We start from the raw sequence: 19,074 nt of genomic DNA, 5'->3' as shown, positions 1-19,074 counted from the left end.
GATGCTGGAGCAGTACGTCGCCCTGCGGGACGAGCATCCTGACTTCATCCTGTTGTTTCAATGCGGCGACTTCTACGAAACCTTTGGCGAGGACGCCGAGCGCCTCTCGCGGCTGCTGGGCATCGCCCTGACCCACAAGAGCAGCAAGGACTTCTCCACCCCGATGGCGGGCGTCCCCATCCGGACCCTCGACAGCAACGTCGAGCGGCTGCTCGCGGCGGGGGTGCGGGTGGCGGTGGCCGACCAGATCGAGGAACCCGGCTCGGGGCTGGTGGACCGCAAGGTCACCCAGTTGCTGACGCCGGGCACCGTGACCGAGGAGAGGCACCTCACCGCCGACGAGAATTACCTCGGTGCGGTGGCGACCGGGGACGGGTACGCGCTCGCGCTGCTGGACCTCTCCACCGGGGAATTTCGCTGCGCCGCCTTTCACACCCGCACCGCCCTGTACGACGAACTGGCCCGCCACCGCGCCCGCGAGGTGCTGCTGGCCCCGGAGCTGTCCGGCAACGCGGCGCTGCTGGCCGACTTCCAGACGCGCTTTCCGGTCATGCTCTCGCCCGCCAACTTCGGGGAGGACGCCGCCCGCGACGAGTTGCGGACCGTGCTGGGCGAGGTGCCGGGGTCGCTGGGCAGCGCGGCGCTCGTGCGGGCGTGCGGGGCGGTGCTGGGGTATGCCCGCGAGGTCCTCCAGGGGCGGCTGGAGATGGTGCGCCGGGTGGTGCGCTACGAGCCGGGCGCCCACATGCGCCTCACCGACGCGGCGGCGCGGGCGCTGGAAATCTTTCACGCGCAGTCCCCGCAGGGGGTCACGCTGACCGAGGTGCTGGCCGAGACGCGCACGGCGGGTGGGCGGCGGCGGCTGCGGGCCTGGCTGCGGGCGCCGCTGCTGGACGAACTCAGCATCCGCTCGCGGTTGGACGCGGTGGAGGCCCTGACCCGTGCCCCCGACCTGCGCGGCGGCGTGCGGGCGCTGCTGTACCGGGCGCACGACCTGGAGCGCCTCTCCGCCCGTGTCGCCACCCGCCGGGCCACCCCGCGTGAGGTGGCGTCCCTGGCCCGCACGCTGGAGCTGCTGCCCGAGGCCACCCGGCTGCTGACCGAGCAGGACGGCCTGCTGGGAAGCTTGCAGGCCCGGCTGGGCGGCCTCCCCGACGTGGTGACCCTGATCCGCGCCGCGCTGGTGGACGACCCCCCCATCCGCGCGGGCGAGGGCGGCCTGATCCGCGACGGCTTCCATGCCGAACTCGACGGCCTGCGCTCGGAGGCGCTGGGGCACCGGGCGTGGCTGGCCGAGCTGGAAACCACCGAGCGGGTCCGCACCGGGATCGGGAGCCTGAAGGTGGGCTTCAACAACGTGTTCGGGTACTACCTCGAGGTCAGCAGCGCGAACCTGGGCAAGGTGCCCGCCGACTACCGCCAGATCGCCACCCTGAAAGACCGCGCCCGCTTCACGAGGCCCGACCTGCGCGACCGCGAGCGCGAGATCGCCCGGCTGGAGGCGGCGGCGGGGCGGCTGGAGCTGGAGGTCTTCACCGGCCTGCGCGACGGCCTCGCCACCCACGCCGAGGCGCTGGCGGAGGCGGCGGGAGCACTGGCTGACCTCGACGTGCTGGCGGCCCTGGCTGAGATCGCCGTGGAATGTGGCTGGGTGCGGCCCCAGACTTCCGGGGGGGCGGCCCGGCTAACCCAGGCGCGGCACCCAGTCGTCGAGCGGGCGACGGGTGGGCGCTTCGTGCCCAACGACGCCGAGCTGGGCGGGACGCGCCACACCCTGCTGCTCACCGGGCCGAACATGGCGGGCAAAAGCACCTACCTCCGCACGGTGGCCCTTTGTGCGCTGCTGCATCAGGTCGGCTCCTTCGTGCCCGCCGACCACGCCGAGTTGCCCGTCTACGACGCCATCCATACCCGCATCGGGGCCTCGGACGACCTCGCGGGCGGCCGCAGCACCTTCATGGTGGAGATGAGCGAACTGGCGACCATCCTGCACGGGGCGACCCACCGCAGCCTCGTCATTCTGGACGAGGTGGGGCGCGGCACCTCCACGCTCGACGGCCTCGCCATCGCGCAGTCGGCGCTGGAGCACCTGCACGCGACCGGGGCGCATACCCTCTTCGCCACCCACTACTTCGAGCTGACCCGGCTGGAGGCGGACCTGCCGGGGCTGGTCAACCTGCACGTCGCCGCCGAGGAGGACGAGGGGAGTGGCTTGACCTTCTACCACCAGGTCATTCCCGGCGCGGCCCGGCAGAGCTACGGGGTGGAGGTCGCGCGGCTGGCCGGGCTGCCCGCGCCCGTCACCGCCCGCGCCGCCCGGCTACTGACCGCCCTGAACAGCGGCGGGGACGACCGCAAGCTGACCCGCGAACTCGCCGCCCTCGACCTGGGCCGTCTGACCCCGATGGCGGCGCTGGAGCTGCTGCACCGCTGGCAACGAGATGTGAAGGGGTCTTCCAATGGATGATTGGGCGAAAAATTTGATGGGGAGTTTCCATCATTATGTGCCAAAATTCTACCTGCGACGTTTCGCCAACAGTAGAGGTCAAATTACGGCATACGACCTTCAAAAAAAGAGATCATTTTTGGCAAACATCAATAAAATAGCTGGTGAGCGTGGTTTAAACTCTCTAATACATATGGATTTCGAGGATGAAAATCAAAGGGTTTTCATCGAGCAACTATTTTCTGAACTTGAGTCTAAATATGCTGTACATGCAGAAGCAGTTTTGAAAATGATTGACAATGAAATCAATTTAATTGAAGAGTCTAGATATGGGTTGGCACATATGATGTTCACTCAGATATATAGAAGTCCGAGATTTAGAAATTTATATAACGAGGTGATAGAGAGATCATGGTTGAGTTATATAGAGAGCAGGCATGGTCAGGATTCGAAGCTTAAAAACTTTATACCAGAACCAAAAGACTACAGTTTCCACATAGTAAAGATGATGTTTGATCCTAAAACAGGGGGAGCCGACATGTGTGAGGAACTAGTCTCTGAGTTTTATTGGATGGTTTTAGTCAATAAATCGCAAACTCCGTTTTTGACTTCGGATAACCCCGTTATTATCTACAGCCAAAATGGCGTAAAAGAAGTTGTTTACTACCCATTAAGTCCCAAAATTTGCATACAGCTTTTGAGAAAGGAGCGGTATCCTGAATTCTTGGAACGCGATGGTATGCACCTTCACTCTAGAGATAAGCGTGCAGCGATAGACATCAACCACAACTTATTCTCGACCGCAGAAAGATTTGTTTTTGGGCTGCCACCTAATACATTCATCGAAAATCTGGTCACTTAAATGCCCAACATCGTAATTCTTCCCCCCCACGTCGCCCGGCTGATCGCCGCCGGAGAGGTCGTGTCGCGCCCGCTCGACGTGGTGCGCGAACTCGTGGACAACGCGCTGGACGCGGGCGCGAGCCGCATCGAGATCGAGGTGGAGGGCGGTGGCCTGGCCCTGATCCGGGTGCGTGACAACGGCGGCGGCATCCCCGCCGAGTCGGTCGCGCTGGCCCCCGCCCGACACGCGACGAGCAAGCTGGCGCCGGAGGCGGGCGCAGTGGAGCGGGTGACCACCCTGGGCTTCCGGGGCGAGGCGCTGTGGGCGGCGGCGCAGGCGGGCGACCTCCATCTGGTGACCCGCCCGGCGGCGCAGGTGGGCGCGGTGGAAGTGACGGCTTTGGGCGACGACGTGACCGTGCGCCGCACCTCCGCCCCGGCCGGGACGACGGTGACGGTGCGGCGCCTCTTTGCCCGGCTGCCCGCCCGCCTCCGCACCCAGGCCCCCGCCGCCGCCGAGGTGCGCGACATCACCGCGCTGGTGGGGCGCTACGTGCTTCACCATCCGGGCCTGCACTGGCGCCTGACCGTGGACGGCGAGGCCCGGCTGACCCACGCCCCCGCCGACCACCGGGGCGCGGTGGCGAGCGTGTACGGCCCGCTGAGCGCCAACCGCGTGCTGACGGTCGAAGCGGACGGGGTGCGCGGGGTCGTCTCCCGCCCCGAACTGACCCGCGCCCGGCGCGACCGGATGCACTTCAGCGTGAACGGGCGGCCCGTGCTGGCCCCGCCGGAGCTGGAGCGGGCCGTCATCGAGGGCTTCGCGGAGTTGCTGCCGTCCGGGGTGGCGCCGCTGTGCGTGCTGGACCTGACGGTCGCGCCGGAGGACCACAATCCCAACGTCCACCCGGCCAAGCAGATCGTCGCGCTGGCAGACCTCCCCGGCGTGGCGGCGCGGGTGCAGGCGGCGGTGACGGGGGCGCTCGTGGCGCATCCGCTGGTGCGGGCGGCTCCGGCTCCTCTCGCCCCGCCCGAGCCGTCTGCCGTGCCCGCTGCGAGCGGCAACTTTCCCACCCTGACCCTCCTCGGCGTCTATCAGGAGCTGTACCTTCTCGCGCAGGGCGAGGGCGACCTGTGGGTCGTGGACGCGCACGCGGCGCACGAGCGGGCGCTGTACGAGCACTTCACGCGGGCGCTGGGGCGAGAGCCACCCGTGGAACTGCCCGAGCCCGAACTGCTGCACCTCACTCCCGAGCAGGTTGCCCGCCTGCACGAGCGCGGCCCCGAGCTGCGCGGCTGGGGCCTGACCCTGGAGGACTTCGGCGCGGGGCTGGTGCGGCTGCGGACGCTGCCCGCCGTTCTGGCCGCGCTGCCCGTGCCCCGGCTGCACGAACGAATCGTGGAGGCGGCCCTGGGGGACGGTCCCGATCCTCGCCGGGAGGTGCTCGCCCGCCTCGCCTGCGCCCCCGCGCTCAAGGCCGGGATGCTGGACGCGGGGAGGGGAGAGGGGGTGCTGGCGGCCCTCTCCGGCTGTGAGCAACCCTGGTCGTGCCCCCACGGGCGGCCCACGGTGCTGCGCCTGCCCGAGCGCGACCTCGCCCACGCCTTCGGGCGCCGGGGGGTGCGCGACGTGGCGCGGGGGCGGGACGCCGCTCAGTCTTCAAAAACCTCCGGCGGGTAGGCCACCCGCTCCCGCGTCGTCGTCACGTAGGCGCTGCGGCCGAGGTACACGGCGGCCTCGCCCGCGAACAGCCCGGAGTCGTCGTACGTCGCCGGGTCGTACCGCACCCCCATCACCCGCCCCACGAAGAGGTCGTGGTCGCCGGTCGGCACCACCTCCATCACCTCGCAGGTGTAGTGCAGGTAGGCCCCGGCGAGGGCCAGCGGTGCATCCGGCAGCGTCTCCAGCCCCAGCCGCGCGAATTTGTCCCCGCCGCCGTGCAGGCCCAGGTCATGCAAGCTCAGCACCCCCGCCCCCTGCACCGCCCGCGCCGCCGCGAAGGGCAGGAAGTTCACCCCAAAGCGCCCACTTCCCAGGATGAGGGGATGGGTGGCCCGCTCCCGCCCCACCGCCACCCCGTACAGCGGCGGCTCGGCGCTGAGGGCCGTGTGCCAGCCCACGCTGAGCAGGTTGCGCGTCCCCGCGTGTTCGGCGGTCACGAGGGCGACGGTGCCGGGGTAGTAGCCGAAAAAGCGGGTGGTCTGGGCCGAGAGCATGGCCCCGAGGATAGGCGGCCGGGCCTTACTTCCGCGCCACCTCCAGTTCGCCGCTGTTCTGGGGGTCGGGGCGAAACTGCCGCGTCACGCTGTCGCAGATCATCCGCTGAATGGAGCCGCGCCCGCCTTCGCCGCTCAGCTCGCTGGCCCGGACGAAGGTCACGTTGACCTGATACAGCTCCGTGAAGCTGCCCTCGCAGGCGCTGCCCTGCCCGCTCTGTCCCACCAGATTGACGGTGACGGGGCTGGCGCGGAAGATGCTGCGGGTGCCGCTGGCCTGAAAGGTCTGCTTCAGCGCCCGGCTGACGACCGTCGCGGTTACCTCGTGGCCCCTTACGGTGACCTGAATGTCCAGCAGCCCGGTCTGGTTGTTGTACCCCCGCAGGCGCCCGATGTACTCGCCGTTCAGGTCGAGGTCGGGCTGGTTGGGAATAGGCTGGACGAACAGGTACGGGCTGGGCACCGGCGTCGTCGGGGCGAACTGGGCACAGGCGCCCCCGGTCAGCAGGGCGAGGCAGGTCACGGCGGCGCGGCGGGTCATGCGGGCGAGCGTACCAGGGGGCGGGACAGGGCGCGGACGAATCTACGGCAGGGCCGTCCCCGCCCCGTCTCCCGCCCCGCTCTCGTAACATGGCCCCCATATGCCTGTCGTCACCCGCATCGCCCCCAGCCCCACCGGAGACCCGCACGTCGGGACCGCCTACATCGGCCTGTTCAACCACACCCTCGCGGCGCAGGCCCGCGCCCAGGGCGAGGAGGGCCGCTTCATCCTCCGCATCGAGGACACCGACCGGGGCCGCTACGTCGCGGACTCGGAAACGCGCATCTTCCAGATGATGCAGTGGCTGGGCCTGACGCCCGACGAGTCTCCCCTGCAAGGCGGTCCCAACGGTCCCTACCGCCAGAGCGAGCGCTTCGCCCTGTACGGCGACTATGCCCGGCAACTCGTCGCGTCCGGGCACGCCTACTACGCTTTCGAGACGCCCGAGGAACTGAGCGCCCTGCGCGAGGAGGCCCAGAAGGAGGGCCGCGTGATCGCCGTTCCCAGCCGCGACCTCGACCCGGCGGAGGCGCAGCGGCGGGTGGACGCGGGCGAGGCGGCAGTCATCCGGCTGAAGGTGCCGCGTGAGGGCCAGACCGTCGTGAACGACCGGCTGCGCGACCCCATCACCTTCCAGAACCGCGAGATCGACGACAAGGTGCTGCTCAAGGCCGACGGCTTTCCCACCTACCACCTCGCCAACGTGGTGGACGACCGCCGGATGGAGGTCACCCACGTCGTCCGCGCCGAGGAGTGGATCACCTCCACGCCCATCCACGTGCTGTTGTACCAGGCGTTCGGCTGGCCCGAACCCGTCTGGGCGCATATGCCGCTGCTCCGCAACGCCGACAAATCCAAGATCAGCAAGCGCAAGAACCCCACCTCCGTCGAGTGGTACATGGACCAGGGCTTCCTGCCCGAAGCGATGCTCAACTTCCTCGCCACGATGGGCTGGACGCACCCGGAGGGCCAGGAACTCTTCGACTTGGCTGAATTCCAGCGCGTCTTCCGGCTGGAGGACGTGACCCTGGGCGGCCCCGTCTTCAGCCTCGACAAGCTGAAATGGATGAACGGTAAGTACCTGCGCGAGGTCCTGAGTGAGGAGGAGGTGGCGCGGCGCCTGCACGCCTACCTTGCCTCGCAGAAGCACGAGTTGCCCCTCGACGACTATTTCCGCGCGGTCGTCCGCATGATGATTCCGCGCATGGACGTGTTCTCCGAGTTTCTGGAGAAGACGCCGTATTTCTGGTCCGAGGAGTACCCGGTCACCGAGAAGGCGCAGAAGCTGATCGAGGAGGGCCGCCCCTTCCTGCCCGACCTCGCCGCGCGGCTCAAGAACCTTCCCGCCTTCGACCAGGCCACGACCGAGGCCGAGTTGCGGGCCTTTGCCGAGGAGCGCGGCCTCAAGCCCGGCAAGGTGATGCAGCCCCTGCGGGCGGCGGTCGCGGGCACCAGCGAGAGCCCCGGCATGTTCGAGATGCTCGAAGCGCTGGGGCGGGAGCGCGTGGTGGCACGGGTGGAGCGGGCGGCGCGGGGCGGATAGGTTCCCGCCTCAGTTCCCCGGCAGCGCGTACACGTTCAACCGGCCGTCCCCGGAGGCCACTGCCAGACGGTCCCCCTCCCAGCTCACAGCCACGGAGGGCCACAGTCTGGCCTTGTCGGGGAAGGGACGCAGGGGTTCCAGGACTTGAGCGGGCTGCTTCAGATTCGCCCGCAAGATGTGGCCGTCGTCCAGCGCCGCGAACAGCAGATTGTTCGGCGTGACCGCTATGTCCGTGACTTGCACGCCGGAGTCAGTGGTTGTGAGTTGGGCGAGCCGCTGACCGCTCGCCACATTCCAGACCGCCACCCCGAACTGACGTTCATTCGCCAACACGAACTGATTGTCCGGGCTGAAGGTGGGCGTGTCGGGGTACTCGCGCTTGGCCTGGCGTGGGTAGCTTCGCAATCCCCCGGCGCTGACGTTCCAGACCCGCACTTCGCGGTCGCAGGAGAAGGCGAGGCGCGTGCTGTCAGGACTCCAGTTCAGGCCACTCGGCCAGACACCCGGCCCCCGGTAGCAGTCGGCGGGTTGCTGGGGCAGGGCCTTCAGGCGGCGCGAGAGGTCAGCGGTCCATACCTCGGCCCGGTACTGCGCCCCAACGGTGACGACGCTACGGCCATCTGGACTGACGCCCAGGCTGAAGAACTGGCCCGGCAGCGTCCTGAGCAGCTTCCCGCTGTGAGCGTCCCAGCGGCGCAGGCCCGTCTGGTCGGCGGTCAGCAGAAAGCGGCCATCGGGTGTGAACTGAACGTCGAAGACAAACTCGGTTTCCCGACCACAGGCCAGGACCTCCCTGAAGTCGCCCCGCAGCGCCGTCACTTTCCGCCCTGCCGTCACGTCCCACACCACCACCTGACAGTCATCAAAGGCGAGTTGAACCGCCAGCATTCGGCCCTGCGGCGTGAGGGTGTTTGCCCACAATTTGCCCGGCACCTCGAAGCTGCGCGGCGTCCCCGTGCGCGGCACCAGCAGAATGCCATTCTCCATGTTGGTCGCCAGAGTGCGTTGGCGGTCCATGGAAAAGACGGCCCGCGCCTCTGGACGGTTCACCGTCTGAATGGGAGCCGGGAAGGAGGCGGCCGCCTGAGAAGCCGTCGCTAGACCCAGGAGAAGGAGCATTCGCACCTGCCCAGTCTGAATTGCAGGGGTGATCCTCGCCTGAACCCCTTCGCACGCCCCCGGCGGCTACAATGCGCGGCAAGAGCCGTTTTTTTGAGGAGGAACACCCAACTATGGAAGATCGCCGCATCAGGGTCCTGATCGCCAAGCCCGGCATGGACGGCCACGACCGGGGCGCGAAGGTGGTGGCCCGCGCCCTGCGCGACGCCGGAATGGAAGTCGTGTACACCGGCCTGCGCCAGACCGCCGAGATGATCGTGAACGCCGCCCTTCAGGAGGACGTGGACGCCATCGGCCTCAGCGTGCTGTCGGGCGCCCACATGCATTATTTCCGCGAGGTGTCCGCGCTGCTCAAGGAACGCGGCGCCGAGGACATCATCCTCTTCGGGGGGGGCATCATCCCCGATCAGGACCTGCCCAAACTGGAGGAACTCGGCGTGGGCAAGGTCTTTACCCCCGGCGCGAGCACCCAGGACGCCGCCGCCTACCTGAAGACCGCCGTGGCCGAGCGCTGGGCCGCCCAGGGTGGCTGAGCCGCCCGCCACCGCCGCTGTCCCCGCCGCCGCTCCCGTCTTCTCGCTGGGGCGGCTGTTTCCCCTGTACGTGGCCCAGGCACTGGCGACCGGGGCCACCACGGTCAGCACCATCCTCGCGGCGCTGGTGGTGGGCAACCTCGGCTTCGAGTCCTTGATCGGCCTGCCCGCCACCCTGATCAGCGCGTCGGCAGCGCTCTCGGCGGGATTGTTCGGAGCGCTGATGCTCTCGCGGGGGCGGCGGGTGGGGCTGGCCTCGGCCTTCGCGCTGGGGGCCGTGGGTGCGGGGTTGGGCTTCGCGGGGGCGCGGGCGGGCCTTCTCCCCGTCTTCCTGCTGGGGGCCTCGCTGATGGGCGCGGCGCAGGGCGGTTACCAGCAGGCCCGCTACGCCGCCGCCGAGAGTGTGCCCGACTCGCGCCGGGGTACGGCCCTGGGCCTCCTGATGCTGATGAGCGTGGCAGGGTCGCTGCTGATGACCGGCTTTTCCGGCGGGGTAGAGCGGCTGGGCGAGCGCCTGGGGACCACCCCGGAGGTCGCCGGGTGGCTGGTCGGCGGCGGGCTGCTGGGGGTGGCCGCCCTCCTGATGGTGGGGTGGCGTCCGGTGACCGGTCCGGCGCAGCGGGTGGCGGGAGGGCGGCCCAACCTCGCCGCCACCTTCCGGCTGCCGGGCGTGCGCTCGACCGCCCTCGCCCTCGCCACCGCGCAGGGCCTGATGGTCACTTTAATGAGCCTGACCCCCCACCGCGCCCACGAGATGGGCGTGGACCACGCCGGGGTCGCCGCGCTGATCTCGGGTCACATCGTGGGGATGTTCGGCTTCGGCTGGCTGACCGGGCCGCTGATCGATCGTCTGGGGGTGCGGGTGGGGTACGTGGGTGGCTCGGCTCTGCTGGCGGCGGCGGCCCTCACCGCGACCCTGCCGGGGACCGCGTGGCTGGGCGTCAGCATGTTCGTGCTGGGGCTGGGGTGGAATCTGGCCTTCGTGTCGGGGAGCAAGGCCCTCTCGCGCCACCCGGCCGCGCAGGGCGTCACCGATGGGTTGGGGTACGTGGCCGCCGGGGCCGGAACCCTGCTGGGCGGCCTAGTCATCGCGCGGACAGGCTTTCCGGTGCTGGCCTACGGCTGCGCAGTGCTGGCGGTACTGCCCCTGTGGAGCGCGTGGCGAGCGGGGCGGGGCGTCAACCCGGAAGCAGGCCCAGCAGCACGCTGAGCACTTCCCCGGCCCAGGGCAACAGCAGCAGCAGGAACGCGGGCGGCCACAGCAGCACGCCGCGGGTGGGCCGTCCGCCGCGTTCCCGCCGGGTTCGCCGGGCGGCAGGCAGGTACAGTGCCCCGCTGAGCGCCAGCAGGAGCAGAAGGGGGGTGGTGTTCGTGATGACCCCAGTGCCTCCCAGGGCCGCGTCCAGCGCCGCCCAGGCCACCGGCCCGCAGGCCGCCGCCGTCACCAGCCACGTCGCCGCCCGCCACCCCGCCGAGGGTGACCCGGTGCGCGAGCGCTCGCCCAGCGCGGCCAGCCCCGCTGCGCCGAACGCCAGCAGCAGCAAGGCGGGCAGCCACAGCAACAGGGTCAGCAGCATGTCGGCCATGCTGTCATATTCCGGCGTCGCGTCCGGGGCCACGGGTGCCCACGAAAAAGGCCGCAACCAAGGGCTGCGGCACTCCTTTTCTCTGCTGGCGGAACGGGAGAGATTCGAACTCTCGGTACGGTTGCCCGTACACACGCTTTCCAGGCGTGCCCCTTCAACCACTCGGGCACCGTTCCAGCGCACAGAAGATTAGCGGGTCAGGGCACGAAATGCAAACCTGGCCAGGGTTCAGGTATAGGGGTCGCGCAGATAGTCGGTCATCACCCGCAGGGGTGGGTACGTTCCCGCCCGCAGCGCTGCCTCCACCGTCCGCGCGTGTGACCACGCCGCCTCTGCCAGAGCGGGGGTCACCAGCCCGGCCCGCACTGCGTCCTCCAACTCGTCGCCGTCGATGATGTGCGTCTCGGTGACGCGCCCGTCCGGGGTCCAGTCCGCGATCACGTCCAGATAGAGGTCGTCGCACCAGGGCAGACCGCCCTCCCCGATTCCCTCGCCCCCGTGAATGTCCACGTAGAGCTGCCGGACCTGACCCAAGGCGTCCAGCATGGCGGTCAGGGCGTCGCCGAGCGTGCCCTCGCCCGTGCCCGTCGGATGAACGCGCACCCAGCGAAAGCCGTGGTCAAGAATGCGGACGGTGCGGCTTCCGAAGAGCACGTCCAGCACGCGCCCGACCTCGTGGGCGGTGAAGTCCACGATGGCGAAGCCGGGGATGTGGAGCATGGTCTGGGTGTGGCGCAGGGCACGGGACCACGGGCGCAGGTCAAAGACTTTCCGTTTCATCCCAACTCCCGCAGCGCCGAGAGCAGCAGCGCGCCCTCCACCGCCTGCACGCGGGCCTTGAGGCTCTCCAGCGTGTCGCCGGGCAGCACGGGCACCCTTGACTGCGCCAGCACCGGCCCCTCGTCGATGCCCGCCGTGACGAGGTGGACGGTCGCGCCCGACTCCGCGTCCCCCGAGGCCAGCACCGCCGCGTGGACCCGGTCGCCGTACATGCCGCGCCCGCCGTGCCGGGGCAGCAGGCTGGGGTGGATGTTCAGCACCCGCCCCGCGTAAGCGTCCAGCACCCGTGGCCCCAGCGCTTTCATGTAGCCGCTGAGGACCAGCGTGTCCACCCCCGCTCCCCGCAGGAAGGCCAGGATCGCCGCGTCAAGTGCGTCCGGGTCCGGGTGCCGCGCCGCGCTGAGGTGCGCCGCCGCCAGCCCCGCCTCCCGCGCCCACGCCAGCGCGGGGCTACTGCTGTTGTTGCTGGCGAGGGCGACGGGCACGGCGCTCAGCCGCTCCTCCTGGCAGGCCCCCGCCAGGAAGCGAGCCGCGCTGCCGCCGTGGGAGGCGAGAAAGCCTAGGCGCATGGGTGATTTGGAGACAGCGTGAGCAACCGGACGGGGGAGAGTGTGGCCCCGCCTCCCCTCACTCCGCCAGCTCCTGCAACAGGTAGGCGCTCGTCAGAATCCCGTTGTGGTAGTCCTCCACGGCGAAGCTCTCGTTGGGCGAGTGGGGCGCGTCCTCGTTCAGGCCGAAGTCGACGAGCAGCACGGGGGCGCCCAGCAGCGACCGGAAGGCCGCCACGATGGGGATGCTCCCGCCCGTGCGCCCGAAGGCAGCGGGCTTGCCGTACACGCGGGTCAGGGCGCGGTCGGCGGCCTTCACGTAGGGCGAATCCAGGTCCACCTTGACGGGCTGCCCGCCGTGGTGCGCCCGCACCTCCGCCGTGACTCCAGCAGGGGCTATGGTAGGCACGTACTCCTGAATCAGCCGCGTGATCCGCTCGGGGTCCTGGCCGGGCACCAGCCGCATGGACACCTTCGCGCCCGCCCTGGCCGGAATCACCGTCTTGCTGCCCTCGCCCTGGTAGCCGCCCCAGATGCCGTTCACGTCCAGCGTGGGCCGCGCCCACAGCCGCTCCAGGGTGGAATAGCCCGCCTCGCCGGGCAGGGCCGGGACGCCGATGGAGGCGGCGAACTCCTCGTCCGAGTGCGGCAGCCGCGCCCACATTTCGCGCTCCTCCCCGGTCAGTTCCTCTACCCCGTCGTAGAAGCCGGGGATGGTCACGCGGCCCTGGTCGTCCTTCAACTTGGCGATAATCTCGGCCAGCGCGTTGATCGGGTTGGGCGCGGCCCCGCCGTAGGACCCCGAGTGCAGGTCGCGGTTGGCCCCCTGCACGTGAATCTCCACGTAGCTCAGCCCACGCAGGCCGTAGGTCACGGTGGGCACGTCGGGCGCAAAGCGGCTGCCGTCGGAAATGACGATCACGTCGGCCTTCAGCTCGTCGGCGTGCTCGCGCAGGTAGGGTTCGAGGTTGGGGCTGCCGACCTCCTCCTCGCCCTCCAGCAGGAACTTGACGTTCACGGGCAGCTCGCCCTGCGAGAGCAGCAGCTCGACCCCGCGCACGTGGGCGTAGGCCTGCCCCTTGTCGTCGGTGGAGCCGCGGGCGTAGATGCGCCCGTCCCGCACGGTGGGCTCGAAGGGGGGCGTGGTCCACTCCTCCAGCGGGGCTTCCGGCTGCACGTCGTAGTGCCCGTAGATCAGCACGGTGGGCTGGCCGGGGACGTTCTGGCGTTCGGCGTACACGAGGGGATGCCCGGCGGTCGCGTCCACCCGTGCCGTGAAGCCCAGCGACGCCAGCTTCCGTTGCAGGAACTCGGCGGCCCGCGTCATGTCGGCCTTGTAAGCCGGGTCGGCGCTGACGGAGGGAATCCGCAGCAGGTCGAACAGTTCGCGCTCGGCCCCTTCGCGGTCGAGCAGGGCGGCGAGGTCGGTCTGGGCCGAATCGGTGGGGGACGGGGTCATGCGGGGATGATAGCGGGGGGCAGCGGGGCGGGGAGGGGGACGGGAAAGCTTCCGGTCCGCGCCGCGGGGGAACTGTTCGGCCCGTTCCCGCAGACGTCGAAAGCGGCCACCTGACTCCCGCGAGGCCCCCAGCCCGCACAAGTTCACCTATCCCACCTTTCGCCACCTTCAAAAACCTTGCCTCCGGTATACTCAAGCTCCATATGCCCGCCGACGCCAAGCACCGCCCCGTCTATGTGATCTCGGTCGCCGCCGAGCTGGTGGACATGCACCCCCAGACCCTGCGGCTGTACGAGCGCAAGGGTCTGATTCGGCCGGGCCGGAGCAGCGGCAAAACGCGGCTGTATTCCGAACGCGACATCGAGCACCTGCGCGAGATTCGCCGCCTGACTCAGGAACTCGGTGTCAACCTCGCCGGGGTTGAGGAAGTCATGCGCCTCCAGCACGAACTTGACGACCTTCAGGGCGAGTTCGAGGCCGAGATCGAGCGCCTCGAAGACGAGCTGCGCGAGCGGGCCACCGCCCCCGAGCCTGCCTCCGAGGACGGCAAGCTCGACCCCAGGGACCGTCCCGTCTACGTGATTTCCATCGCCGCCGAGCTGGTGGACATGCATCCCCAGACCTTGCGGTTGTACGAGCGCAAGCAACTGATCCGTCCGGGGCGCAGCAGCGGCAAGACCCGGCTGTATTCCGAGCGCGACATCGAGCACCTGCGCGAAATCCGCCGCCTGACCCAGGAACTCGGCGTCAATCTCGCCGGGGTCGAGGAGATCATGCGGCTGCGCCACCAGCTTGAAGGTGCCCGCTCGCACATGGAGGGCAACGTGCGGCGCCTCCAGCAGGACATCACCGACCGGATGACAAGCTGGCGCACCCTCCCCGCCCCGCAGGGCGAAGGCGGCGAGACGCCGCAGGACGAGGCCGGGACCGCGCCGGAACCGGAGGCCGGAGAGCTGACCCGATGACCCCGGCGGCCTCCTCGCCCTCCCTGTGGGTGGTGGGCGACGTGCATGGGGTGCCGAGCAAGCTGCGTACCTTGCTGCGCGGCGCGGGCCTGATCGGGGAGGACAGCGGCTGGACAGGCGGCGCGGCCCACCTCGTCTTCCTGGGCGATTACCTAGACCGGGGGCCGGACGGAGCCGGGGTGGTGCGGCTGGTGCGGGCGCTGGAGGCGCAGGCCCCGCTCGCGGGCGGGCGGGTGACCGCGCTGCTGGGCAACCACGAGGTCATGCTGCTGGGCGCCCAGCGCTTCGCTCCGGGCCGCCGCGACCCCCACGGCCTGCGCGAGTACTGGCTGGAGAACGGCGGCCAGCCAGGCGACCTGCGGCAGCTCACGGAAGACGACCTCGCGTGGCTCGCGGCGCGTCCGGCCCTGGCCCGCGCCGGGCGCTGGCTGTTGCTGCACGCCGACAGCACCCTGTATCTGGAACTGGGGGGAAGTGTGGAGGCCGTCAATGCCGCCGTGCGCCGCCGCCTTCAGGGGGACGACCCCTACGTCTGGGCACGTTTTGCCAGCGACTTCGCGGCCCGCTACGCCTTCGCGGAGCCGGGCGGCGAGGCGGCCGTGGAAGCGCTGCTGGGCACCTTCGGGGGGCGGCGGCTGGCGCACGGGCACACCCCGGTGCCGCTGCTGGGGGGCGGGGGAGGGTGGCCGCCCGGTCCCGGTGAGCCGCTGACCTACCGGGGCGGGCGCTGCGTGGCCCTCGACAGCGCGATGGCCTACCGCCCGGAGGCGGGGTTCCTGGCCCGGCTGGGGCCTCGCGGGGTGGAGGAAGTCGTCTCGCTGGGGCAGGCGGGACAGCGGGCGCTACACTCGGGCGCGTGAGAACGTACAAGGTCGAGGTCGGGAACGTGTCCCGCGAGCTGCCCGTGGTGGAGGTCAGTCCCGGCGTCAGCGTGGCCCTCTTCAACATGCTGGGCGATACCGAGGTGACCGAAGCCGCCGGACGTGCCCTGGCCATGCGCCTCCCGGACGACATCGACGTGCTGGTGACCCCCGAGGTCAAGGCCCTGTCCCTCGCGCACGTCATCAGCCGCGAGACAGGCAAGCCCTACATCGTCATTCGCAAGACCGAGAAGCCCTACATGGTGGACCCCATCGCCCGCGAAGTGGTCAGCATCACGACGGGCAAGCCGCAACTGCTCGTGCTCGACGGCTTTGACGTCCCCAAGGTCAAGGGCAAGAAGGTCGCCATCGTGGACGACGTGGTGTCCAGCGGCGGCACCCTGCACTCGCTGCGCCAGATTATCGAGGAGGTCGGCGGTGAGGTCGCGGCGGTCGTGGCCGTCTTCACCGAGGGCCAGGAGCGCCCCGACGTGACGGCGCTGGGGCACCTGCCGCTCTTTTCCTGAGTCGGGCTTCCTGAGTGCGGGCACCCCAGGACCCCAACCCCCGCCTCCTCACGGCGCGGTTGACGCTGGACCCCCAGCGGACCGAACATGCCGCCGGGATGGCCGCCGCGTTGGCCGACCCGCGCGTCTACACCTTCCTGCCGTCCTCGCCGCCGCAGGAACGCGACCTGTGCGAACGGTTCGCCCGGTTGGAGACGCGGGCCTCACCTGATGGGACCGAGGCTTGGCTGAACTGGGTGGTGTTCGCGCGGCCAGGCGGATCGGCCCTGGGAACAGTGCAGGCGACCGTCCGCCCCACTCTGGCTGAGGCGGACGTGGCCTACCTGTTCGCTCCGTCCGCGTGGGGACAGGGCTACGCGGCCGAAGCCATGACCGCCCTGCTCGATTTTCTGGCGGGAGGCTGGGGGGTGCGGGAGGCGCTGGCCCAGGTCGATTCCCGCAATGCCGCCTCCATCCGGCTGCTGGAGCGGCTGGGCTTTGTCCGCGGCGGCTTCACGCCGGGGGCCGACGTGATCCGGGGGACCGTGAGCGACGAATTCACCTTCCTGCGTCCGTTGGAGGTGCCGCCTTCCCCTCTTCCGCTAGGGTAGGACCATGACCCTTTCCCAACCGACCGGCACCGAACAGACTGGCCTGCGCGTCACCGTCGGGAACGTCACCCGCGACCTTCCCACCGTGCGGGTGGGCAGCGTGGGGCGGGTGCCGCTCGTCGAGTTTCTGGGCGACAGCGAGTTCACCAACGCCGCCGCCGAGGCGATGCTGCCCCTGATCCCGGAGGGCACCGAGGTGCTGCTCACGGTGGTCACCAACGCGCTGCCCCTCGCCCACGAGATCAGCGACCGGGCGGGGGTGCCCTACGTGGTGGCCCGCAAGAAGCGCCGCACCTACATGCAGTCCCCCCTGATTCAGGACGTGCCCAGCATGACGATGGGCGTGGCTGAAACGCTGTGGCTCGACGGCCCCCACGCCGAGCGGCTGCGCGGCAAGCGGGTACTCGTCGTGCAGGACGTGATTGCCTCGGGCGGCACCGCGCAGGCCCTGGGCCGCTTCGTGGAGCGCTCGGGCGGCACGCTTGTCGGTTACCTCGCCGCCTTCAAGCAGGGCGACAGCACGCTGCCGCTGACGTATTTGCAGGAGCTGCCCAGGAGCGTTTGAGGGCGGCGGGCGGACAAGACCCCTCTCCGCTCGGAGAGGGCTTTTGTCTTCTTCGGTCCCCTACCGCCCCAGAATCCCCGGCAGCGCGTCCGGTAGCCGCCGCATCGGGAGGCCAAAGGCGTCTCGTGCCCGCTCGGGCGGGGCGGTGTTTCCGGCCTTGAGCATCGCGTACTGGTCGCGGGTGATGGGCGGCTTGGGCAGGATCCCCATCGCAGGGACCATCAGGTCCATCAGCGGCAGCGGTACCGGCACGATGGGCTTGCGCTTGCCCAGCGCCCCCAGTTCCAGTTCCAGCAGCTCGCGGAAGGTGTACTCCTGTGGCCCAGTCAGTTCGTAGGTTTCACCGACTGTGTCCGGGCGTTCCAGCGCTTCCGCAAAGGCCAGCGCCACGTCCTCCACGCTGACGGGCCGGAAGGGAAACTTGCCGTCCCCGATCTGGGGCACCACCGGGGCCGTGCTCACGAGGTCCCGCAGCACCCGCCCGAAAAAGTCGTCGCCGGGGCCGAAGATCAGGCTGGGCCGGAAGATGGTCCAGTCCAGCCCGCTTTCCCGGACCAGGGCCTCAGCCTGGGCTTTGGAGCGGCTGTAGCCGCTTCCGCTCGCCTCGTCCGCCCCCAGGGCGCTCATGTGGAGGTAGCGCACCGGGCGGGGGGCCGCCGCGAGGACGTGCCGGGTGCCCTCCAGGTGGACCCGCGCGAAGGTCTGCTCGCCTTCCTCCGCGATGATGCCCACCAGATGCACCAAGGCGTCGGGCTGCACCTCCGCCACTGCCCGCAGCACGCTGGCGGGGTCGGTCACGTCCAGCCGCACGCCGGGAGCGCCCGGCAAGTCGGTGCCCCGGCGTGATCCCGCCGCGACCGTACGCCCGCGCCGCACGAGTTCCGCGACGACGGCTTTTCCTACGAACCCGCTTGCTCCGGTGACCAGAATGTTCATGACTCCTCCTGTGCGCCGGGGCGCAGCGCCGCAACGATGGTGTCGGCCGCCTTCTGCGCGTCGGCCCCCGCGTAGTGCCCGCCGAGGTCGGCGGCGAGAGCGGGCCGGGCATTGAGCAGCCCGCCGCCGTAAAAGACGGGAATCTTCAGGCCCCGCAGGGCGCCGAGTTGTGCCTGGGTCGGCCCCAGCGCCCACTCGCCGTTCAGGCCCAGCAGCACGGCGTCGGCCGGGCGGTGCCGGGCGTAGGCGGCGAGGTCCGCGAGCGGCAGGTCGGCGCCCAGATATTCGGCCTGCACGCCCCGGCGCCGCAGCAGGAGGACCAGAATCAGCAGGCCGATCTCGTGCCGCTCGCCAGGAGCGCAGGCGGCCAGCACCCGCGGCCCGAACTCGGCGCGGCCCGCGAGTTCCAGCAGGCCCATCAGCCGTCCGCGCAGGTACGCGCTGGCCTGATGCTCGTGCGCGATGGTGATCTCGCCCCGCGCCCACAGGGTTCCGATCTCTGCGAGCGTGGGGGCGATGACGGCCAGCACCACCTCCTCGACCGGGAACTGCGCGTGCGCCGCGCCCAGCACCACCGCCGCCTGTTCCAGATCGGGTTCGAGCAGCGCGGCCAGCAACTCGTCCGACAGCCGCTTTTGCGGGGTGGCGGTCGGCGGTGGGGTGGGCGCGGGAGCCGGGGCCAAAGGCTCCCGCCGGGCGAGTGCCGCCGCGCGGCTGGCCGGAACCCCCTCTTGCAGCAGGGTCTGCATCTGCCCGATCTGCGCGAGGTCGAGGGGCGAATACATCCGGTAGCCGCTGGCGTTCCGGGCTGGAGCCGGGATGCCGTACCGCCGCTCCCATTGCCGCAGCGTGGCGGCAGGCACCCCGGTCCGCATCTCGGCCTCGGCGGCCGTGTACAGGGGGGTGGTGTCGGGAAGGGTGTCTTGGGGCATGAGGCTCCTGGGCAGGTGAGGGAAGGCAGCGAGACGGAGGGAGGACGCCGGGGACAGCAGGCTCTATTGGGCCACGCCGGGCGC

General features: G+C 69.9%; 20 protein-coding genes and 1 tRNA gene. 11 read left to right on the top strand and 10 right to left on the bottom strand.

Features of this window, described 5'->3' with window-relative positions; genetic code table 11:
- Position 1 precedes the first annotated feature (1 nt).
- From mutS to mutL, 3 genes are read left to right on the top strand one after another with little or no spacing between them, the layout of a single operon-like run.
- Positions 2–2,467 carry a DNA mismatch repair protein MutS gene (gene mutS / locus F8S09_RS04525; RefSeq protein WP_152870126.1) on the top strand — a complete coding sequence of 822 codons (2,466 nt, stop codon included), beginning with the start codon at positions 2–4 and terminating at the stop codon, positions 2,465–2,467.
- Positions 2,460–3,308 (top strand): DUF4238 domain-containing protein, encoded by an 849-nt coding sequence (locus F8S09_RS04520; RefSeq protein WP_152869259.1) that lies wholly within the window; start codon positions 2,460–2,462, stop codon positions 3,306–3,308. Before mutS ends, F8S09_RS04520 begins: the two co-directional genes overlap by 8 nt.
- Entirely contained in the window at positions 3,309–4,970 is a 1,662-nt protein-coding gene (gene mutL, locus F8S09_RS04515; protein WP_152869257.1) for a DNA mismatch repair endonuclease MutL, read from the top strand.
- On the opposite strand, the gene F8S09_RS04510 is transcribed toward mutL, so the two are convergent.
- Together F8S09_RS04510 and F8S09_RS04505 are read right to left on the bottom strand one after the other, a co-directional pair.
- Entirely contained in the window at positions 4,943–5,506 is a 564-nt protein-coding gene (locus tag F8S09_RS04510; RefSeq protein ID WP_152869255.1) for a flavin reductase family protein, read from the bottom strand. The genes mutL and F8S09_RS04510 overlap by 28 nt on opposite strands.
- A gap of 25 nt (positions 5,507–5,531) precedes the next feature.
- On the bottom strand, positions 5,532–6,047 hold the full coding sequence (locus tag F8S09_RS04505; protein WP_152869253.1) for a hypothetical protein: 516 nt from the start codon (positions 6,045–6,047) through the stop codon (positions 5,532–5,534).
- A 100-nt stretch (positions 6,048–6,147) separates the two neighbouring features.
- Between F8S09_RS04505 and gltX the strand changes: the two genes are divergently transcribed.
- Entirely contained in the window at positions 6,148–7,590 is a 1,443-nt protein-coding gene (gene gltX, locus F8S09_RS04500) for a glutamate--tRNA ligase (RefSeq protein WP_152869251.1), read from the top strand.
- Positions 7,591–7,599: 9 nt separating this feature from the next.
- Here gltX and F8S09_RS04495 read toward each other — a convergent pair whose 3' ends face one another.
- Complete coding sequence (locus tag F8S09_RS04495; protein WP_227978444.1) at positions 7,600–8,607, bottom strand: WD40 repeat domain-containing protein; 1,008 nt, start codon at positions 8,605–8,607, stop codon at positions 7,600–7,602.
- Positions 8,608–8,822: 215 nt separating this feature from the next.
- Here F8S09_RS04495 and F8S09_RS04490 point away from each other — a divergent pair, with 215 nt between their 5' ends.
- Both F8S09_RS04490 and F8S09_RS04485 read left to right on the top strand, forming a co-directional pair.
- Entirely contained in the window at positions 8,823–9,242 is a 420-nt protein-coding gene (locus tag F8S09_RS04490; RefSeq protein WP_152869249.1) for a cobalamin B12-binding domain-containing protein, read from the top strand.
- Entirely contained in the window at positions 9,235–10,452 is a 1,218-nt protein-coding gene (locus F8S09_RS04485) for an MFS transporter (RefSeq protein ID WP_322618523.1), read from the top strand. The genes F8S09_RS04490 and F8S09_RS04485 overlap by 8 nt, the downstream gene beginning before the upstream one ends.
- On the opposite strand, the gene F8S09_RS04480 is transcribed toward F8S09_RS04485, so the two are convergent.
- From F8S09_RS04480 to F8S09_RS04460, 5 genes are all read right to left on the bottom strand, one after another.
- Positions 10,421–10,819, bottom strand: coding sequence for a hypothetical protein (locus F8S09_RS04480; RefSeq protein ID WP_194165212.1), 399 nt, complete (start codon positions 10,817–10,819; stop codon positions 10,421–10,423). The genes F8S09_RS04485 and F8S09_RS04480 overlap by 32 nt on opposite strands.
- 95 nt (positions 10,820–10,914) lie before the next feature.
- Positions 10,915–11,004 (bottom strand) — tRNA-Ser (locus F8S09_RS04475).
- Between the two features lie 52 nt (positions 11,005–11,056).
- On the bottom strand, positions 11,057–11,608 hold the full coding sequence (locus F8S09_RS04470) for a DUF402 domain-containing protein (protein WP_152869245.1): 552 nt from the start codon (positions 11,606–11,608) through the stop codon (positions 11,057–11,059).
- Positions 11,605–12,177 (bottom strand): phosphoribosylglycinamide formyltransferase, encoded by a 573-nt coding sequence (purN, locus tag F8S09_RS04465; RefSeq protein ID WP_152869243.1) that lies wholly within the window; start codon positions 12,175–12,177, stop codon positions 11,605–11,607. Before purN ends, F8S09_RS04470 begins: the two co-directional genes overlap by 4 nt.
- A gap of 58 nt (positions 12,178–12,235) precedes the next feature.
- Entirely contained in the window at positions 12,236–13,615 is a 1,380-nt protein-coding gene (locus F8S09_RS04460; RefSeq protein WP_152869241.1) for a dipeptidase, read from the bottom strand.
- 203 nt (positions 13,616–13,818) lie between these two features.
- Between F8S09_RS04460 and hspR the strand changes: the two genes are divergently transcribed.
- From hspR to F8S09_RS04435, 5 genes are read left to right on the top strand one after another with little or no spacing between them, the layout of a single operon-like run.
- Positions 13,819–14,580: a heat shock protein transcriptional repressor HspR, fused homodimer type gene (gene hspR, locus F8S09_RS04455; RefSeq protein WP_152869240.1), complete on the top strand. Its 762-nt coding sequence runs from the start codon at positions 13,819–13,821 to the stop codon at positions 14,578–14,580.
- Positions 14,577–15,440, top strand: coding sequence for a metallophosphoesterase (locus tag F8S09_RS04450; RefSeq protein ID WP_152869238.1), 864 nt, complete (start codon positions 14,577–14,579; stop codon positions 15,438–15,440). The genes hspR and F8S09_RS04450 overlap by 4 nt, the downstream gene beginning before the upstream one ends.
- Positions 15,437–15,967 (top strand): phosphoribosyltransferase family protein, encoded by a 531-nt coding sequence (locus tag F8S09_RS04445; protein ID WP_194165211.1) that lies wholly within the window; start codon positions 15,437–15,439, stop codon positions 15,965–15,967. Before F8S09_RS04450 ends, F8S09_RS04445 begins: the two co-directional genes overlap by 4 nt.
- Before the next feature lie 14 nt (positions 15,968–15,981).
- Positions 15,982–16,557 (top strand): GNAT family N-acetyltransferase, encoded by a 576-nt coding sequence (locus F8S09_RS04440; protein WP_152869234.1) that lies wholly within the window; start codon positions 15,982–15,984, stop codon positions 16,555–16,557.
- A 4-nt stretch (positions 16,558–16,561) separates the two neighbouring features.
- Positions 16,562–17,122, top strand: coding sequence for a phosphoribosyltransferase family protein (locus F8S09_RS04435; protein ID WP_152869232.1), 561 nt, complete (start codon positions 16,562–16,564; stop codon positions 17,120–17,122).
- Between the two features lie 60 nt (positions 17,123–17,182).
- On the opposite strand, the gene F8S09_RS04430 is transcribed toward F8S09_RS04435, so the two are convergent.
- Together F8S09_RS04430 and F8S09_RS04425 are read right to left on the bottom strand one after the other, a co-directional pair.
- Positions 17,183–18,058, bottom strand: coding sequence for a complex I NDUFA9 subunit family protein (locus F8S09_RS04430; protein WP_152869230.1), 876 nt, complete (start codon positions 18,056–18,058; stop codon positions 17,183–17,185).
- Positions 18,055–18,990, bottom strand: a complete 936-nt coding sequence (locus F8S09_RS04425) for a MerR family transcriptional regulator (RefSeq protein ID WP_152869228.1) — start codon at positions 18,988–18,990, stop codon at positions 18,055–18,057. The genes F8S09_RS04430 and F8S09_RS04425 overlap by 4 nt, the downstream gene beginning before the upstream one ends.
- Positions 18,991–19,074 lie beyond the last annotated feature (84 nt).

The organism is Deinococcus terrestris, assembly GCF_009377345.1.
Classification (GTDB): domain Bacteria; phylum Deinococcota; class Deinococci; order Deinococcales; family Deinococcaceae; genus Deinococcus; species Deinococcus terrestris.
Note: the sequence above shows the minus strand (reverse complement) of the source record. Positions and strands in the feature narration are given on the sequence as shown.

What these genes read in the sequence shown, in the direction of transcription:
- F8S09_RS04435 (WP_152869232.1), top strand. Translation starts at nt 16,562, where the DNA reads ATGACCCTTTCCCAACCGACCGGCACCGAACAGACTGGCCTGCGCGTC.
- F8S09_RS04460 (WP_152869241.1), bottom strand. Translation starts at nt 13,615, where the DNA reads ATGACCCCGTCCCCCACCGATTCGGCCCAGACCGACCTCGCCGCCCTG.
- F8S09_RS04495 (WP_227978444.1), bottom strand. Translation starts at nt 8,607, where the DNA reads ATGGACCGCCAACGCACTCTGGCGACCAACATGGAGAATGGCATTCTG.
- purN (WP_152869243.1), bottom strand. Translation starts at nt 12,177, where the DNA reads ATGCGCCTAGGCTTTCTCGCCTCCCACGGCGGCAGCGCGGCTCGCTTC.
- F8S09_RS04490 (WP_152869249.1), top strand. Translation starts at nt 8,823, where the DNA reads ATGGAAGATCGCCGCATCAGGGTCCTGATCGCCAAGCCCGGCATGGAC.
- mutL (WP_152869257.1), top strand. Translation starts at nt 3,309, where the DNA reads ATGCCCAACATCGTAATTCTTCCCCCCCACGTCGCCCGGCTGATCGCC.
- F8S09_RS04505 (WP_152869253.1), bottom strand. Translation starts at nt 6,047, where the DNA reads ATGACCCGCCGCGCCGCCGTGACCTGCCTCGCCCTGCTGACCGGGGGC.
- F8S09_RS04510 (WP_152869255.1), bottom strand. Translation starts at nt 5,506, where the DNA reads ATGCTCTCGGCCCAGACCACCCGCTTTTTCGGCTACTACCCCGGCACC.
- hspR (WP_152869240.1), top strand. Translation starts at nt 13,819, where the DNA reads ATGCCCGCCGACGCCAAGCACCGCCCCGTCTATGTGATCTCGGTCGCC.
- F8S09_RS04470 (WP_152869245.1), bottom strand. Translation starts at nt 11,608, where the DNA reads ATGAAACGGAAAGTCTTTGACCTGCGCCCGTGGTCCCGTGCCCTGCGC.
- F8S09_RS04425 (WP_152869228.1), bottom strand. Translation starts at nt 18,990, where the DNA reads ATGCCCCAAGACACCCTTCCCGACACCACCCCCCTGTACACGGCCGCC.
- F8S09_RS04430 (WP_152869230.1), bottom strand. Translation starts at nt 18,058, where the DNA reads ATGAACATTCTGGTCACCGGAGCAAGCGGGTTCGTAGGAAAAGCCGTC.
- F8S09_RS04520 (WP_152869259.1), top strand. Translation starts at nt 2,460, where the DNA reads ATGGATGATTGGGCGAAAAATTTGATGGGGAGTTTCCATCATTATGTG.
- F8S09_RS04450 (WP_152869238.1), top strand. Translation starts at nt 14,577, where the DNA reads ATGACCCCGGCGGCCTCCTCGCCCTCCCTGTGGGTGGTGGGCGACGTG.
- gltX (WP_152869251.1), top strand. Translation starts at nt 6,148, where the DNA reads ATGCCTGTCGTCACCCGCATCGCCCCCAGCCCCACCGGAGACCCGCAC.
- F8S09_RS04480 (WP_194165212.1), bottom strand. Translation starts at nt 10,819, where the DNA reads ATGCTGCTGACCCTGTTGCTGTGGCTGCCCGCCTTGCTGCTGCTGGCG.
- mutS (WP_152870126.1), top strand. Translation starts at nt 2, where the DNA reads ATGCTGGAGCAGTACGTCGCCCTGCGGGACGAGCATCCTGACTTCATC.